At 40.6% G+C, this 15,043-nt stretch carries 15 protein-coding genes; 3 read left to right on the forward strand and 12 right to left on the reverse strand.

Annotation, left to right across the window (positions count from 1 at the left end; all coding sequences use genetic code 11):
* Window positions 1-217: 217 nt before the first annotated feature.
* Window positions 218-1,150: a tRNA dihydrouridine synthase gene (locus tag B1201_RS03575; RefSeq protein WP_180023109.1), complete on the forward strand. Its 933-nt coding sequence runs from the start codon at window positions 218-220 to the stop codon at window positions 1,148-1,150.
* A 92-nt stretch (window positions 1,151-1,242) separates the two neighbouring features.
* Here B1201_RS03575 and B1201_RS03580 read toward each other — a convergent pair whose 3' ends face one another.
* Window positions 1,243-1,611, reverse strand: coding sequence for an SseB family protein (locus tag B1201_RS03580; RefSeq protein ID WP_078192351.1), 369 nt, complete (start codon window positions 1,609-1,611; stop codon window positions 1,243-1,245).
* A gap of 84 nt (window positions 1,612-1,695) precedes the next feature.
* On the opposite strand from B1201_RS03580, the gene B1201_RS03585 reads away from it, so the two are divergent.
* Entirely contained in the window at window positions 1,696-2,976 is a 1,281-nt protein-coding gene (locus tag B1201_RS03585; RefSeq protein WP_078192352.1) for an ImmA/IrrE family metallo-endopeptidase, read from the forward strand.
* Here B1201_RS03585 and B1201_RS03590 read toward each other — a convergent pair.
* The 7 genes from B1201_RS03590 to rpe form a co-directional block, all read right to left on the reverse strand.
* Entirely contained in the window at window positions 2,962-3,441 is a 480-nt protein-coding gene (locus B1201_RS03590; RefSeq protein WP_078192353.1) for a methylated-DNA--[protein]-cysteine S-methyltransferase, read from the reverse strand. The genes B1201_RS03585 and B1201_RS03590 overlap by 15 nt on opposite strands.
* Window positions 3,442-3,478: 37 nt before the next feature.
* Window positions 3,479-3,796: a quaternary ammonium compound efflux SMR transporter SugE gene (gene sugE, locus B1201_RS03595; protein ID WP_078192418.1), complete on the reverse strand. Its 318-nt coding sequence runs from the start codon at window positions 3,794-3,796 to the stop codon at window positions 3,479-3,481.
* A gap of 55 nt (window positions 3,797-3,851) precedes the next feature.
* Window positions 3,852-4,169, reverse strand: a complete 318-nt coding sequence (locus tag B1201_RS03600; RefSeq protein WP_078192419.1) for a DMT family transporter — start codon at window positions 4,167-4,169, stop codon at window positions 3,852-3,854.
* Window positions 4,170-4,469: 300 nt separating this feature from the next.
* Complete coding sequence (locus B1201_RS03605; protein WP_228144744.1) at window positions 4,470-5,615, reverse strand: copper resistance protein B; 1,146 nt, start codon at window positions 5,613-5,615, stop codon at window positions 4,470-4,472.
* Window positions 5,602-7,584 (reverse strand): multicopper oxidase domain-containing protein, encoded by a 1,983-nt coding sequence (locus tag B1201_RS03610; RefSeq protein ID WP_078192354.1) that lies wholly within the window; start codon window positions 7,582-7,584, stop codon window positions 5,602-5,604. The genes B1201_RS03605 and B1201_RS03610 overlap by 14 nt, the downstream gene beginning before the upstream one ends.
* A gap of 46 nt (window positions 7,585-7,630) precedes the next feature.
* The gene (locus B1201_RS03615; RefSeq protein WP_078192355.1) at window positions 7,631-8,146 is read right to left on the reverse strand and encodes a hypothetical protein; all 516 of its coding nucleotides are present in this window, start codon (window positions 8,144-8,146) and stop codon (window positions 7,631-7,633) included.
* Window positions 8,147-8,760: 614 nt separating this feature from the next.
* Window positions 8,761-9,447 (reverse strand): ribulose-phosphate 3-epimerase, encoded by a 687-nt coding sequence (gene rpe, locus B1201_RS03620; protein ID WP_078192356.1) that lies wholly within the window; start codon window positions 9,445-9,447, stop codon window positions 8,761-8,763.
* 604 nt (window positions 9,448-10,051) lie between these two features.
* Here rpe and B1201_RS03625 point away from each other — a divergent pair.
* Window positions 10,052-10,348, forward strand: coding sequence for a DUF2218 domain-containing protein (locus B1201_RS03625; protein ID WP_078192357.1), 297 nt, complete (start codon window positions 10,052-10,054; stop codon window positions 10,346-10,348).
* 31 nt (window positions 10,349-10,379) lie between these two features.
* Here the strand turns inward: B1201_RS03625 and B1201_RS03630 are convergent, their stop codons facing one another.
* The 4 genes from B1201_RS03630 to B1201_RS03645 all read right to left on the reverse strand — a co-directional run bounded on the left by B1201_RS03630 (window position 10,380) and on the right by B1201_RS03645 (window position 14,957).
* On the reverse strand, window positions 10,380-11,441 hold the full coding sequence (locus B1201_RS03630) for a M48 family metallopeptidase (protein ID WP_078192358.1): 1,062 nt from the start codon (window positions 11,439-11,441) through the stop codon (window positions 10,380-10,382).
* 14 nt (window positions 11,442-11,455) lie between these two features.
* On the reverse strand, window positions 11,456-12,562 hold the full coding sequence (locus B1201_RS03635; RefSeq protein WP_078192359.1) for a YjgN family protein: 1,107 nt from the start codon (window positions 12,560-12,562) through the stop codon (window positions 11,456-11,458).
* 130 nt (window positions 12,563-12,692) lie between these two features.
* The gene (gene fghA, locus B1201_RS03640) at window positions 12,693-13,538 is read right to left on the reverse strand and encodes an S-formylglutathione hydrolase (RefSeq protein ID WP_078192360.1); all 846 of its coding nucleotides are present in this window, start codon (window positions 13,536-13,538) and stop codon (window positions 12,693-12,695) included.
* A 27-nt stretch (window positions 13,539-13,565) separates the two neighbouring features.
* Window positions 13,566-14,957: a C13 family peptidase gene (locus B1201_RS03645; protein ID WP_078192361.1), complete on the reverse strand. Its 1,392-nt coding sequence runs from the start codon at window positions 14,955-14,957 to the stop codon at window positions 13,566-13,568.
* Window positions 14,958-15,043: the final 86 nt, after the last annotated feature.

Consider the following 15,043-nt stretch of genomic DNA (forward strand, 5'->3'; position numbering starts at 1 on the left):
TATAAGCCATCTTCTTATTATTACTATCCATATGTATTTACTCATTTTATTGTTAAAGTTTTATGTCAGTCAATACTTTACGACTTTGGTCCTAATTTCACCAAATAGTTACATAAAATCTTGTCATTTCGTATTCCGCGTCACCATAAGCACAAAACCTAGACATCCCTTTCAAAACCACGTATAACTCCGTTTTTCAATTTTTGGCTGTGTGACCGTGAAACTTGTTCTTGCGCCGATGGAAGGCTTAACCGATCCAATTATGCGAGATGTGTTGACGCATGTGGGGAGTTTTGACTGGTGTGTAACCGAGTTTATCCGTGTCACGGACTCTGTCCTGCCCGATCATATTTATCATAGCTATTGTCCTGAACTAAACAATGAAGGCAAAACTGCAGCAGGAACACCGGTTCATGTGCAGTTCTTAGGTAACAATCCCACTATGCTCGCGGCAAATGCTGTACGCGCGGTAGAACTTGGTGCCCCTGCAATTGATATGAACTTTGGTTGTCCTGCAAAAACCGTCAACCGCCACCGTGGTGGTTCAGTTCTGCTAGATGAACCTGAAGTGGTGTATGAGTTAGTCAAAGCTGTGCGTGATGCTGTTCCGAGTCATATTCCTGTATCGGCAAAAATGCGTTTGGGCTATATGGACCGTAACTTCACTATGGAAAATGCGCATGCCATCGAAGATGCCGGAGCTGCATGGGTTACAGTCCATGCGCGGACTAAAGCCGATGGTTATACCCCGCCTGCCTTTTGGGATCAGTTGCAACCCATTCGTGAAGCATTGAAAATCAATGTGATTGCCAACGGTGAAATTTGGAACAATGCCGATGCCAAACAGTGCCAACTCGAATCCGGTTGTGAAGACCTAATGATTGGTCGTGCTGCGGTGACCACTCCTGACATTACACAGTGTATCCGTCGTAATACCGATGAGCCGCTGATTACATGGCATGAACTACTTGGATTACAAATTCGTTTCTTAAATGGCTCGTATAAAAAAGAAATGAATATGGTCGGTCGTTATAAACAATGGCTCGGCATGATGTCGAAGCACTATCCAGAAGCCAAACTCCTTTGGGATGAAGTAAAACGTGTCAAACCACTTGATGAAATCGTGCAAAAACTCAAAGCCGGTATGTAAGTCTTAAAGCACATCGCCCAATATGAAAATGAAAAAGTGTGAAAACACCTATCTAAGCGTAGCCGCAGAGCCTTTGATTACACCTACAGTGTTCAAAGGCTTTGTTGTTTGGCAAACTCTAAAATTGCGTCGATCTCATCTGCCAAGAACTCTTTAGGATGTTCCGAAGTCGGGTTCATCACCAAGCTTGCGCCTTTGGTAATCGCAAATAATTTTTCAGCACTGATCATGACAAACTCTGCATCTGCACCAACATCCTGTTGTAGCATCTCAAGACTCAGAAAAAATGGAATGGCTTGCTCGCCTTGCTCCGTTTCCATCAATTGAAAATGTAAATGCTGCTCAGCATCACGCTCACCCAAACAATACACTTGGCTGGATAAAAGTTGCTGATAAAAGTCTTGGTATTGCTCAGGATGATCTAAAGTCGATTCATAAAGGTGTTGAAGGGAATCTTGCATATATATCTCTTTTAATTTTAATTGATCATAATTTTTTCAGTTGAATTATAATCAATTTATCAAACTTATTGAAATTATAGAAAAATGGCTAATAAAGGTCATGTGTACGAACATTTTGCATATGAATATTTTAATTCCTTAATTAAGCAAGATTACTTTCATTTTCCTGTTACACAATGCCGTTTAACTAAGCAAAAACCTTTCTATTCCAAAGATAGAGAGAAAAACATTTATTTCGATCTTGTTTTGGAAATATTTCTACCAAACCAATCAGATCCTTTTTTAATATTTGTTATTGAATGCAAGAATTACAATCATAAAGTTCCTGTAGATGATATTGAAGAATTTGCCTCAAAGGTTGATCAAATACGTTATCAAAAAATTAGTCCAATATGTATAACTACCGTTGGATTTCAATCAGGCGGATTAACATTTGCTAAAAATAGAGGAATTACTCTATGGAGAGTAGTACAAACAACTTCAGAACCAGAGATAATTTTAAATCGTCAAAAACAAAGATCCAAAGATTTACAACAAGTAATCGAATCAGCTTTAACAAACGAAAAATATAATAGTTGGCAATATGGAAACATCTTTATTCAATCACCTACTAGATTCACTCTTTACCCTAAAGAATTTATTTATGATCTCCTAAAATTAGAACCTTTAAAATTTAAAACACTAAAAAACAATAAATTAGTTAAAAAAAATGTTCCTTACCTATCAAAAAAACAAATTTCGGTATTAGCTGAAAATTTATATAACAAATATAAAAATACATATGGAGAGTTAGAAATTCATAGAATTTTGGAAGAATTAGATATTTCTTTAGAAGTTACTAAAGATCTGTTTGATATAGACACCATTGCCGAAATAAATTTCGAAAAAAAAATTATTACGCTTTTTGGGAAAAGTTATTTTAGCGAAACACAATTAAAATTTGCTCTAGCTCACGAAATTGGGCATTTTGTACTTAAACATGATACTCACCTAAATAAAGAACAGCAAACCGTTGATAAATCAATAAATATTGAAGTTAAGCATGAATTACCTTTAAATTTAGATCGAATAGAATATCAAGCAAACTATTTTGCTAGCTGCCTTTTATTGCCTGAAAAAACTTTGACACATATTTTTTTAAATTTATTAGAGAGACATAAAGTTAAAAATAGAGGTTTTTCATTACTTTATATCGATAATCAACCCTGCAACCTTATTAATTACAAAAAAATATGTCTTCCAATAGCAAATTTCTTTGATGTTTCGCAAGAAACATTAAAAATTCGGTTAACAGAATTAAAGTTAGCCGAGTTTCATTTTAGTAAAATACAGCAAGAGACATTACCTAAATCAAATTTTTTCTAATTTCAATAGAATATCTTTATTTTCTAGACCACCCGCAAAACCCACTAATTTTCCATTTGCGCCCACGACACGATGACAGGGTGCAATAATTGAAATTGGATTTTTACCATTGGCTGCACCGACAGCACGTACGGCTTTGACATTGCCGATCTGCTCTGCAATTTGTTTATAGCTGCGAGTTTCTCCAAAAGGAATCGTCAGTAAAGCTTGCCAAACTTGTTGCTGAAATGCGGTGCCTTCAAAGTCTAGCGGCAAGTCAAATTGCTGTCTTTTACCTGCAAAATATTCATTTAATTGCTGTGCGGTTTTGAGCAAAATCGGGTGTTGTAGATCTTCAACCAAAGCCGCCAATCGCACACGATTTGAGTTTTCATTTTCCCAAAGGACGGCCACCAATGCGGTTTCATGTGCAACAAGTTTTAATTGTCCAACGGGTGAATCTAAAAACTGATAAGAAAGTTGCATGAGATACTCCAAGCTCAAAATCGCAGCACTTCATTATTCAGGAGGACGATAATTTCATCAAGACTAGTCCTGAAATAATCAGGACCGCAGCTAGCATACGCATGGCATTGGCAGGCTCACCCAATACAACGATGCCGAGGATAAATGAACCCACTGCACCAATGCCTGTCCACACCGTATAGGCTGTACCCAGCGGTAAGGATTTCATTGCATAAGACAACAAAGCGAAACTTGCGATCATGAAAACAATGGTCAAAATACTTGGCGTCAGTTTGCTAAAGCCTTCAGAGACTTTCATACAATATGCCCAGACCACCTCAAGCAATCCCGCTACAATTAATAAAACCCAAGACATATTTTTACCCATAAAAAAAGCACAAAAGGCTTTTACCTCTGTGCTTTAGAACATATTAACTTGAAGATAATTTCATCAAGATTAGACCAGAAATGATCAGTACTGCGGCTAACATCCGTATGGCAGTTGCAGGCTCACCGAGTATAAAAATACCCACGAGAAATGAACCAATCGCGCCGATTCCTGTCCAAATAGTATAAGCCGTTCCTAGAGGCAACGTTTTCATGGCATAGGCCAACAAACCAAAGCTCAGGATCATAAAAAATAAAGTGACTAAACTTGGGCCAAGTTTTGTAAAGCCTTCTGAGAGCTTCATCGAATAGGCCCAAACGATTTCAAAAATACCAGCGAATACCAGAACAACCCAGGCCATGATGCCTTCCTCCATATTAGTAGAGTCAGGTCGTCCTGACGATTTTTCTTACTGGCTTTGAACAAAGATGTAAGGGAGGTCGTTCCTCCGAATATTGTCTCAGTATAGCAAATATGCTGAATTTTAGTGCAGTCTTTACATTTTTTGACCGAATTCAGGGCGTTATTCAGTTGAGTAAAACTCTAGTGCAGATGAATTGCGCAAAAACATGGCATGTCTGTTCAAAGGACAGATTCATAAATAAAAAAGGCATCACCAAAACCTGTTGATGATGCCCTCTTTATTTGGTCTATTTTTCTATTAGAACTTCAGACGAAGGCCTGCGCCATACCACCAGTGTTTTTCACTTCCAGTTTCAGCTTGCCATGCCGTATGCTGATTTCCTTTTTCGTAGCTGTAAGCAACATCGATAAAGGGCATTAACTTTTTATTGATTTCATAGCGTGTTTCTAGCCCTAGCCATACAGAACTGAGTCCTGTTTTTTGTGCATAAGCAGAGTCATCACTCAGCACCACATCTAGGTTTAGATATGGTTTTAAAATCAATTTTTGCGTCAGCAGCAAATCACGTTCGGTTTCTAAAGAAAAACTGACCTGTTTATCTGCACCAAGATATAAATAAGCATCGGTTTCAAAGAAATACGGTGCCAGACCATGCAGACCCACCGCAGCATCTAACTGTTCCTTGTCCGTCACTTGATGTTCATCGACCCGATAACGCGCACCAATTTGCGCATCCCAAAAGTCGGAGATCATACGGCTATACATCAATTGAGCCGCATAATCAGCATCTTGAGATTCTGCTTTATCGGCATGTAGTTTGATGAAGAGTTTATTTTCATCGGTCCCGATTCGACTCTCAATTTCGGTCTTTAACTGTCCTTGGCCATCGGCATTATTGAGCCATCGATTGTCCATCTCAGTTGCTTGATAGATCTGTCCACCATGTTCACGCTTATGATCAATGGGATGCTGCGCAGAAGCAGCACGTGACGCAATAGATGATGTATTTGCATGTTCTACATGTTCTACATGTTCTACATGTTCTACATGTTCTACATGTTCTACATGTTCTACATGTTCTACATGTTCTGCATGTTCTGCATGTTCTGCATGTTCTGCATGTTCTGCATGTTCTGCATGTTCTGCATGTTCTGCATGTTCTGCATGTTCTGCATGTTCTGCATGTTCTGCATGTTCTGCATGTTCTGCATGTTCTGCATGTTCTGCATGTTCTGCATGTTCTGCATGTTCTGCAGTATGCACCATCTGGCTCGATTTAATCTCTGTTTGCATCTCTTGATGCGACGAATCATGTGAGGAATGCGACTCATGTTGAGCTAACATCGACATGCTGTGATGTGCATCTTGCGCCATGGTCATTTGAGTGACCGATGCCAAAGCTAAACTTAGAAACGTATATGTGCATGGTTTAATGATGCGCATGAGACACCTCCTTTTGCGGTACAGATGTCGTTTTCGTATTCTCTGCGACATTTGCGACCACAAGTTTATTCATCATCCCTGCAGACATGTGATACAGCAAGTGACAATGAATCGCCCATTCCCCTAATTCATTGGCCGTTAACAGAGCCGTGATAGTTTTCCCCGGCGGCACAATCACAGTATGTTTATTTGGCATTTCAGAAGACACTTGCCCATTTTCCAATTGCATGAACATGCCATGTAAATGCATCGGATGCGCCATCATGCTGTCATTGACAAATTTCAGTCGAATTCGCTCACCATATTTCACCTTTAGTGGTTCAGCTTCACTGAATTTTTTGCCATTCATGGTCCACATATAGCGTTCCATCGTTCCACCCAAATGAATGACCAAGTCTTGCGTCGGTTCACGTGTATCAGGCTGCGGGGTTAACGCTTTTAAATCACTATATTGCAGTGCCTTATCACCGACAGGTGTTGAAGCATTGGCCCAACCCATAACCGTTGCTGAATTTTCAACTGCCCGCATCTCTCCTTTAGACTGTGCATGCTCCATCGCTGTATGCATATCATGTTTCATAGATGAATCTACTGAGGAGTGGTTCATAGATGAATGATCCATCACACTATGATCCATATTGGCATGCGCTGAATCAGACATATTCTGTTTATGCATATCTGGATGCTGCATAGTAGTATGCGCAGTCACTGGAGAATGGTCCATGTCATGTCCCATAGCTGCATGATCATGAACTTGTTTCGGCTGAATATTTGACGGATTGACAGTATGCGCGCTGTGCTCATGAGCATTCGCTTGCTGGATTGCTGAAGTTTGGGTTGAACCTGTAGTCGTATGTCCCATGTTGCTATGGTCCATATCCGACATTGAACCATGGCCCATATCTTCCATGGTCAGCAAAGCGCGTGGCCGAGCTTTTGGCATGTGAATGCCTGAGTGCTGAGGCTGCGTTTCATCATGTAAAGTACCTATCGCAAATCCTGTCCGATCGATCGACTCAGCCTCTATCTGATAGTGCGCAGATTTAGGCTCTACGATCACATCGTAGGTTTCCGCAGCACCAATTCGGAATTCATCGACATTGACCGGTTTTACCGCTTGGCCGTCTGCACTGACCACCGTCATTTTGAGCTGAGGAATGCGCACATCAAAAAACGACATGGCCGCAGCATTTACAAAACGAAGTCTGACTTTTTCATTGGGCTTAAACATCCCCGTCCAGTTCTGCTGTGGTGTTTTGCCGTTTACTAAAAACGTATAACCCGTGACATCAGACAAATCCGTTTTCAGCATACGCATCTGATTCCACATCGAACGATCTTTCCAAGTGTTTTTTAAACCTGTTCGTTGAATTTGCGTCCATACATCTGAAACTGTTTCACGCTGATTTTGATAGTATTCGGCAGACTTTTTCAGATTTGCCATAATCTGAGCGCTAGATGATTCATGAAAATCCGATAGCATGACCACATAATCACGTTGTGTCTGTTCATGTGCGGCAAGTGATTGTTTACCTTTCGGATAAATCACTAAAGCGCCATACAATCCGTCTTGTTCTTGACCTTTGGAATGCGCGTGATACCAATAGGTTCCGCTTTGACGGACTTTAAATTTGTAAGTAAAGCTACCGTCGGGCTGAATTTCATTGAAACCATTAAAACCGGGTACACCATCCATTAAACCGGGCAGCAATAGACCATGCCAATGCACCGAGGTATTTTGTTTTTTGAGCTGATTATGTACATGGATGACCGCATCATCGCCTTCTTCAAACTCCAGTAAAGGCGCTGGAAACTGACCATTGACACTGATTTTTTTGACCGCTTTACCTGTCAAATTGATGGTCTTTTCATCAATATTCAGATGATATTCTTTAATGGCTGCAAATGCCCACGTTGGAGACAGCAGACATACCCCGAGCACGAGGCCTGATTTAAATAAATTAGACATGACTTAACCTTTATAAAATAACGAAAAAACGTATTTAATACTCAGGTTAAGCTTGCGGAGGTCTTAGAATTTCTTGCCAAAAGCCTTTTAAATGCTGTCCAGCAAAAATGAAACGAGGGGGTTCTGCATAGTGATGCACATGGAAGGTCTGCAATGCGACCAAGGCGCTATCGACATAAGAGGTACTGATTTGGCAATGTGCGAGTGTACAGTCCTGACAGTCTGCACTTTGTGTCGTTGAATGATGCGCTTGACCATCTTGCAGTGCAGATGTCGCATCTAAAGATTGATGACAATCCATCATTGAAATGACTTCAGGTGTCGTCTGCTTGCCATGATGTGCTGCATGCTCAGGAGCAGCTTGCCGCTGATTTTGATGGCAATTTGTCATATTTAAATGCGAAGGATCAGCATGTGCTGCATGAACTGATGCCTGATGGGCATTTGCGTTCATCATTTGTTGATGTTGAAAATTTTGCTGAGCACTGACCACACTGCTCCACCCCATGACAAACGCCATGAGCCAAGCAAAGCCAAGATGCTTACGCAAAAAATTGAACAATTTAGTATCCTAATTCAACCCAATGATGCACTGTGACAACATGTGCCTATTAATACATCTTTAGAAACATCACGCGATCAGTTCAGCCGAAATCCGCATGAAACACCATGATGATATTATTTACGATTCAAATGCAATCACATGACATTTGTATCAACATGACATGCAGCTCGACCGATTTATCCATCATGAACGATACATTCAGAAATATCTAAAAGCACTATCCAGTGCGATCGATGATGTGTTTTGCCAGTCGCAGCGCATCTCAATAGTTGCTAACAGCATAATTAATTGTGCAGTTATTCACAACAGTTTTAAATTTATTGCGCTGTCATAAAAATCAGCGCATATCTTCCAGTTAAAACATAAAAGTTATTTTTTAAACTGATTAATTATTTACCATAGATTAATAAACATACAGTATTTCAAACACTTTACTCCATAAAAAAAGGACTCAATTGAGTCCTTTTTATACTTAATACGTCTAATTATTAAACCATTGATGCACAATCGTTTATAATTTATCCAAGTTATCCATATAGTTATCTACACAGATATCCATACGGTTATCCATATAGTTATCCACAAGCGAGGAATAACTTATACCCAAAGGGTTAAGCCTCTTGAGCATGCACTTTTGCCAACTCTGAACGCATGTCATCAATCACAGCTTTATAATCAGGCTTACCAAAAATCGCTGAACCTGCAACAAACATGTCTGCACCGGCTTCAGCAATATCACGAATATTGGCTGGAGTAACACCACCATCCACTTCTAAGCGAATATCACGACCTGAAGCATCAATAATTTTTCGGGCTTGACGCAGCTTTTCCAAAGTCATTGGAATGAACTTTTGACCACCAAAACCTGGGTTCACACTCATCAACAATACTTGGTCAACTTTATCTAAAACATAGTCTAAATAATGCAAAGGTGTCGCAGGGTTAAATACCAAGCCCGCTTGCGCACCACCAGATTTGATTAACTGTAAAGAGCGGTCAATATGGTCAGTCGCTTCTGGGTGGAAAGTGATGATATCTGCGCCAGCTTCCAAGAAATCACCAATCATACGGTCTACTGGTGAAACCATTAGATGCACATCAATTGGCGCCTTAATGCCGTATTTTTTCAATGCCTTACAAACGCCCGCACCAAAAGTTAAGTTCGGTACATAATGATTATCCATGACATCGAAATGAACAACATCTGCACCGGCTTCTAGAACGTTTTCAACTTCTTCACCTAAGCGCGCAAAGTCTGCTGACAAAATTGAAGGTGCGATTAAGAATGGCTTGGACATGAAAAACCTAGCTTTGAAAAGGGAGTGATTGACGCATTATAGCAAATTGTCCCCCTATTCGCTGCCCATGCCCTTAGTCGTTTTTTCGATGCCGATGATTGAGATCTCTATAATAAAGAAACCTAGGATGAACTGATATTACGCAGTAACATCAGAAGCGGAATTTGATTCAAATAAAAAAACGATACGCGGTAACGTCATCCGCAATTGTTTGAGATAGCACGACTTCTCATCAATTTTTTTTTGCAATACTTTAAATAAATAGACGCTAGAGAGCGAGTTTTGCGGTGAGGAGCATTGCTCCGCAAGATGGTTTCCTTGTGAAGCTTCGCTTCTCATTTTGCCTAATGAGAAACATCGTTTCGTAAGAGTACCTCCAGCCGAAGGCTAATCCCTTTATTTAAGCCCTAGATGTAAGACTCCGTCGAATTGACTTAAATATCATTTTAAAAATGCAAAATTATTTTTTGCGTGCATAACATCAGTGATTAATATGGATAAAGATCTCAGGGATAGAAACACAGCGTTGCATATTTAGACTTAACGAGCATCTATGTACTTTGCTAAGTTAAAGGACTGACGGCTTAATAATAAAATTGCATTTATGAAAAGTTCAACACAAATCACCACCGCCCAAGCAGCACGTGTTGCTAAACGCTTAGTCAATCATTGGAAACATAAATTTGAAGTCAATGAACAGATCATTGGAGAAAATACTGCATTCAAGATTCAACTGCCCTCTGCAGAGGTCAGTCTTTTACCACAAGCTGCGTTTTTAGACGTGGTGATTTCAGCCCAAGATCCAAGTACAAATCTAGATCAATTGGAACATGTGGTATTAGATCATTTGATCCGCATGGGACAAGAAGAACTCAGTGCAACATGGCAACGCGAACCGTAGTCTACGTCGCCATATTGTCAAAGCCTTTCACTCAATGCTGATGTGATTGATAATTTCTAACTGCATCAATACGGGCTTTCGTCGCTGGATGTGACTCAAAGAAGTCTGTCCAAGATCTCTGATCTTTGGCAGTTTCATCCTCTGCACCTTTCTCTTTTGCTGTTTCACCATCAGCTTCATCTTCCATACGTTGTAAGAAGTTTGCAAAATGTGCCGTTGGAATTTGATGTTTTGAAAGTTGTTTTAGGGCATATAAATCTGCTTCAGATTCAAAGTCTCGTGAGTAACTCGCACCCACCGCAGCAACCGGTAAACTGGTAAGAATGTCAGAGCCATCCCCTGTGATCATCAACAAAATAATACTGATGCCTAAACCTGACAAACTTTGCTGCAAACTATGGCGTTGAACTAAATGCCCCTGCTCATGTGCAAGTACACCAATTAACTCATAATCATTTTTCGCTAATTTAACCAACTCATCTGTCACGATAATGGTGTTATTGGGTATCGCCAATGCATTTGCACCAATACTGCCACCACCACGGAATAATAGCTTCGCAGGTCGATTCTCAGCCACCAATTGTTGATATTCTTGCTTCAGTTTGTCTTGGCGTGCTTGTGGCAATTTTGTGGGTTCAGTCATATCGATAATATATTTTTCCGCCTGATCCCCCCAACTCTTTAACGCTGTCTCAGGCAGTTGATTGGCCACCACATGCGACGCCACAGGAATGCCCCATTTAATCAATACAAAAGCAAACGCCACCACGAAAATCACACTAAAAATGATTAAGGAGGGTGAACGCTCCAACTTCCAAATCGAATGCCAACGCGACTTTACGTCGAGATTAAACCACTCTGGCAAGGGTTGATGAAACTCTAAACGAGCATCGTCCTTTAACTCGATCACTGGCTGAATATCACCTAAAGCACCGATCAGCGTCATATCTTGATAGGTGTAGTGCTGCGTTTGTTCTAGGTCTTGACCATAACGCACAATCACAGCATGTTCCCCATCTGCGCTGATTTGAGCAACAAAGGGTTTTGACACTTTCCCATCATAATAGGTTGCATTCACTACTGATGTTTTCATGTAATTCACCTACGTTATAAGGAAATATCTAGGTCAAAAATATCGGATAATTCTTCAGCAATCGCATTGTGATCTTGCTGCATTTGATTTTGTAATTGGTCTGGATCATCGACCAACATTAAGTGCAAAGATTCAGTCTGATATTTATATAGTCGCACAACTGCCCATGGTGTCAGTAAACCGAGGCTAACCATTTTAGCCAACCAATTACTCAAGACAATCCATGCATAGCGCCATTGATTACAGTCCGTATGAAACTGACTGCGGCTCAACGTGGTGTTATTCCAAGTGGTAATAAAAATACGTGCAGCTGTGAGTGGCCAAATAAACATATAGCCAATCAAATACATACCAAAAATAATGAAGACATAAGATGCGTCATTTAAACCATCTGAACTACCAAACAATATCGCAAAGATCACTGCCAGCAATGCACCAAAGCCCATAAACAGAAATAAAGGCACATACATGGCACGCATATAATCGCCCCAAGTATTATTCAGATTAAATTTTAACTGACCCAGATACAAATGATTCAGACATTCACGTTTATATAGCCAGACCGCAACTGGTGTAAACAAACCAAGGGTAAAGACAACCACCGCAAGACATTTGACAAAACACCAATACGCGCTTTTATTCGTCCCAGAAAAAAAGAATCGGCTATTACTAAATTTACTGTTGCGAGCACGGAAACGAATCGTAGATCGAATAAGCCAAGGAACCGCAAAGAAGATCAGGACAAAGCCCGCTAAGAAAGCTTCCCAAGAATACTTTATAGCAAAAGAGAAACCACCATAGACCACTAACGCAATGATTCGTCCAACTAAAATTTTTGTAGGCAAACCGGTAAAGTCAAAACGACGCTGAAACACCCAAGTATTACCGTAAAAATAACGTAAACGGCGGACCTTTGCCCAAGGCGCATAAAGTCCAAGCGTGACAATCGTCAGTAAGATATTCACGATCCAAATACCGAAATATTCAGACGCATTACCTTTAAACCTAAAATGATAATTTCTTCCCAAAATATCAGCCTGTTCTGTCTCACCAAATAGACTCGGTGGATTCATTACGGGCAGCTCTGGCGGAAGCGGCGTTTCCATTTGTGAATTTTGCATAAGTACCCTAAATTATTTTTTTTGGTATGTCGAATTTATTCATTTGCATGGCAATGCTCATCACCATGCTTTATTTATACGTATATCAAAGCAAGCTATGCCTCAATATTTTTAACCACTGGCTTTAGAATTAATGAACCGCTGTTTGCAACTGGACAGCGTGAAATTGCAAATGATCGTCCATAAAACTTTGAATAAAATAATAACCATGATCATAGCCTGCATGTTCACGCAGTTCGAGTGGCTGCCCAACTTGCTCACACGCTTGCTTAAACAACATCGGATTTAACTGGCTATAAAATTGATCATCAATGCCTTGGTCAATCAAAATGGCTTTAAACAAAGCCCCTTTAGATTTCACTAAAGCTGTAGCATCGTGCTGAAGCCACTGCTGTCGGTCTGAACCTAGATATTGATTAAAGGCTTTTTCGCCCCATGGACACTGACTCGGCGCACAAATCGGTGCAAAAGCAGAAACCGATTTAAACAGGTCAGGATGCTTCAACGCTAAAGTTAATGCACCATGACCGCCCATACTATGTCCGAATATGCCAATCGCACCTTTTTGTACCGGAAATTCAGCCTGTACCAGCGAATACAATTCTTCAGTAAGAAAACGTTCCATTTGATAATGCTCGGCCCACGGTTGTTCCGTTGCATTAATATAAAAGCCTGCGCCTTGCCCAATATCCCAATGATCGCCTTGCGCTACCTGTTCCCCACGTGGAGAAGTATCAGGACTGATTAAAATCAGGCCGAGCTGCGCAGCTAAACGCTGTGCATGCGCTTTAATAGCAAAGGTTTCTTCGGTACAGGTTAATCCCGCCAAATAAAACAATGCAGGACACGCTTGGCCTTGCAAGGCTGCTTGCGGCAGAAAAATACAAAACTTTGTCGTGGTTTTTAAACTTGAAGAATCCAATTGATAAATACGCTGCTCACCCGCAAAACAGGTATTTCGTTGTACTAATTCCATGATCTTTATCCTAAACTTTTTAATCTTTTAAGGCGTAACCGTCGTAGCGGGTGCAGTAGTCGTCGGCGGGAACAATCGTTGTTCTAATTGAGGCAACATTAATGCCATGTTTTTCCCCATCGACCACTGCGGTTCAGAAGGTTCGAAACCCTGCGCTGCTTCCCATTTCGCAACAGTCGCTTTGGTTTCATTAAATGCCGCTTGAATACTGGTCTGTTCACGCATCGCCTGATCAAAGAACGCACGGCCAAAATAAGTGTATTCAGCTTCATTCGAACAGCCAAAAGACTGTCGATCAGCTGCCGATGCAGTAATAATTAAAGTATTATCATTTTGCAGTGCTGGAATAAAACTGCCTGAATAACATGAAGAAATCACAATCACACGCCAACGAATTCCGGAGGCATCCAAGGCTTCTTTTAACCATTTAGGATCGACTTGCGCCAAATCCAAAGGTGCATTTTCCATTTCAAAGACATTAGGTAAACCGTGTGAGGTCATATATAAAAATAAGACGTCACTTTCTCGGTTCATCTGTTGACCAATACGACGCAGCGCCAACTCCATACTGGTTTTAGATGCCAGCGGAATTTCAGTGCGCGTTGCAGGGTTATTGATAAGCTCAACCGAACGTCCATAGGTGCCAAAACGTGTATCAAACTGTTCTTTAATCCGTTCAATTTCCAGTTTAAAGACATCTTGATAACTCGCACCCGCCACCCCTAAGAAGTACCAATGGGATTGGGCAAATTCACCATATTCCACTGCGTCTAAGGATTTATTAAGCAAACGGCTTTGAGCATAGAAGGCATCTTCAGCAAAGCTTGGTGGAACTTCTTCCACTTTCCAAATCGGCTGATCTTTGACTGAGACTTGCCACACGACCAAAGTAAATAGCGTCGCACCCATAATCAGTGCTCGCTCCCACCATGGCCATTTCAACTCACGTGAAAATACCCAAACGACAGCTAGACTTTGCCAAACAAATAGAATAATGAATAACGTTGGAATGTAGTCATATAGGAAGTATGGGAGAAAATCGAGATCTCCCATATATTGAATCAAACATTGAAACAACATGATGTGCGTATCAAGCACCAACCAGAGCAATGCTGGGACCAACATTAACCGTGGATTATTCACACGTTGTGACAGGAAAATCCCCACGATTAAAGCAATAAATGGCCACAATGCGTAGCTAATGAGACCTTGGGCATTAAATTCGCCAATACGCCCCGTGCTGAGCCAACTAAATAAACTGTTGGCACAACCACCTAAAATCCCCCAAAACACCAATTGTAAAATCGATGGTCGAACGATTTGTAAAGAACGACGAGACCCCAAAAATAACCACATCCCCGCAGTTTGGTTGCTTTTAAAATCATGCCAAAAATTGATGGAGGGTTTGAAATCAATCATAGAGTTCTGATGGTGGCCTTGGCTCGCTTAATTGCACAAATAATTTTATGCTTGATGTCGTTTTTAGCAATGCTATTTTTTAACTA

This window comes from Acinetobacter sp. ANC 5600 (assembly GCF_002018395.1).
GTDB classification, from domain to species: Bacteria; Pseudomonadota; Gammaproteobacteria; order Pseudomonadales; family Moraxellaceae; genus Acinetobacter; species Acinetobacter amyesii.

Coding starts and splice junctions, on each gene's coding strand:
- B1201_RS03580 (WP_078192351.1), bottom strand. CDS start 1,611: ATGCAAGATTCCCTTCAACACCTTTATGAATCGACTTTAGATCATCCT.
- B1201_RS03585 (WP_078192352.1), top strand. CDS start 1,696: ATGGCTAATAAAGGTCATGTGTACGAACATTTTGCATATGAATATTTT.
- fghA (WP_078192360.1), bottom strand. CDS start 13,538: ATGGAATTAGTACAACGAAATACCTGTTTTGCGGGTGAGCAGCGTATT.
- rpe (WP_078192356.1), bottom strand. CDS start 9,447: ATGTCCAAGCCATTCTTAATCGCACCTTCAATTTTGTCAGCAGACTTT.
- B1201_RS03605 (WP_228144744.1), bottom strand. CDS start 5,615: ATGCGCATCATTAAACCATGCACATATACGTTTCTAAGTTTAGCTTTG.
- B1201_RS03590 (WP_078192353.1), bottom strand. CDS start 3,441: ATGCAACTTTCTTATCAGTTTTTAGATTCACCCGTTGGACAATTAAAA.
- B1201_RS03600 (WP_078192419.1), bottom strand. CDS start 4,169: ATGGCCTGGGTTGTTCTGGTATTCGCTGGTATTTTTGAAATCGTTTGG.
- B1201_RS03630 (WP_078192358.1), bottom strand. CDS start 11,441: ATGAAAACATCAGTAGTGAATGCAACCTATTATGATGGGAAAGTGTCA.
- sugE (WP_078192418.1), bottom strand. CDS start 3,796: ATGTCTTGGGTTTTATTAATTGTAGCGGGATTGCTTGAGGTGGTCTGG.
- B1201_RS03645 (WP_078192361.1), bottom strand. CDS start 14,957: ATGATTGATTTCAAACCCTCCATCAATTTTTGGCATGATTTTAAAAGC.
- B1201_RS03625 (WP_078192357.1), top strand. CDS start 10,052: ATGAAAAGTTCAACACAAATCACCACCGCCCAAGCAGCACGTGTTGCT.
- B1201_RS03635 (WP_078192359.1), bottom strand. CDS start 12,562: ATGCAAAATTCACAAATGGAAACGCCGCTTCCGCCAGAGCTGCCCGTA.
- B1201_RS03610 (WP_078192354.1), bottom strand. CDS start 7,584: ATGTCTAATTTATTTAAATCAGGCCTCGTGCTCGGGGTATGTCTGCTG.